Origin of the sequence: Bartonella silvatica, from assembly GCF_040545155.1 — a bacterium.
Lineage (GTDB): Bacteria > Pseudomonadota > Alphaproteobacteria > Rhizobiales > Rhizobiaceae > Bartonella > Bartonella silvatica.
The window spans coordinates 1-1,299 of sequence record NZ_JBEPLI010000077.1 but is presented as its reverse complement, the minus strand read 5'-3'; the positions used below and the strand labels follow the sequence as shown (position 1 = coordinate 1,299).

The window sequence follows — 1,299 nt, the reverse complement described above, 5'->3', positions numbered from 1 at the left end:
GAATTGTATTTAGCACACCAACAAGGGGCAGGAGGAGCCGCGCGGCTTCTTCAAAATCCCCATGCCAATGCGGCGCAAATTGTTGGGAGCAATGCGGTTGGCTTGAATGGTGGTAACAACGCTATGCGTGCCAGTGATTTTGTCAACCGTGTATTACAGATGTATGGGGGGCAGCCTCATAGAGCAAGTCCTACAGCGCAGGGTGGTTTTGGCAATAGAGATAACATGTTAGAGGTTTTAAGGGCGTTATTAGCATCACAAGAAGAGTCTGAAGAGTCTTTAGAAGAAGAAGAGAGTGATGATGATAATCCTTTGATGACGCAATTCATGCGGGCATTTTACGGACCATTTTACCGGAATTAGGATTCACAACGATGTCGACGATTTATGATTGGTCGCTTAGAGCGGCGGATAATACGCGTTGTGATGCTTCAATTAATTGGTCTGAAGGACAGCATCCTAGCAGTATAAACAAGAGCGCCCGTGTGATGATGCAACGCGTGCGTGAATATTTATCCGATACGGGTGGAGAGCTTGAAGGGATTGTTACAAATGATCCTGTTCAACAAACGAGTGCGATAAAACTTGCAAGCGCTTCACAGTTTTTAGAGTATAAGAATGGGATTGTTTTGCGCTTTATGGCGACGGGCAGGAATGTTGGGGCAAGCACGGTGTTTTTGAATGCTTTAGAGGGCAAGCCGGTTTATAAAGCAACAGAATTAGGGGTTGGTCCTTTAAGGGGAGGCGAAATCCAACAAGGGTGCATTTATACATTGGTTTATAATGGAGATCATTGGCATCTCGTTAATCCTACCCCACTCCCTTTAGAAGAAGAAGAAAGCAGTCTTTATCCCACGGGTTTTATAGGAACGTTTGGTATGCGCGGGATTCCAAAGGATTGGTTAGTTTGCGATGGGAAAGCTTATTTGCGTCGTGAGTATCGTGATTTATTTGAGACGATAGGAACGGTTTGGGGAGAGGGGGATGGCGTTTCGACGTTTAATGTTCCAGATTTACGAGGGATGTTTTTACGGGGATTTGATGGTGGCAGTAATTTAGACCCCAATCGTAGGCTTGGAAGTATTCAAACAGATTCAATCCAGTCTCACCAGCATGAAGGTCAAGCCCTTTCGATGCCCCATTTTACTAGTAATGAAGACTTTTGGGATGGGAATACGACGGATGTGTTGGGCTATCGTCTAGGCTTGTTTGGGGGTGGTTTTCTAGCGAATTTTATGGGCATAGAGCGTGAGAATTTAGGGGGCTATATTGTAGAGCCCTATACCCTTGATGAAGGGG

1 protein-coding gene and 1 pseudogene are annotated in these 1,299 nt (G+C 45.4%); both read left to right on the top strand.

Annotation, left to right across the window (positions count from 1 at the left end):
* Positions 1–363 (top strand): annotated as a pseudogene (locus ABID23_RS08020) (transglycosylase SLT domain-containing protein); the annotation flags it as partial.
* A gap of 11 nt (positions 364–374) precedes the next feature.
* On the top strand, positions 375–1,299 hold a 925-nt coding region (gene bgtC, locus ABID23_RS08015), incomplete at its 3' end, for a gene transfer agent tail collar protein BgtC (RefSeq protein ID WP_354190972.1).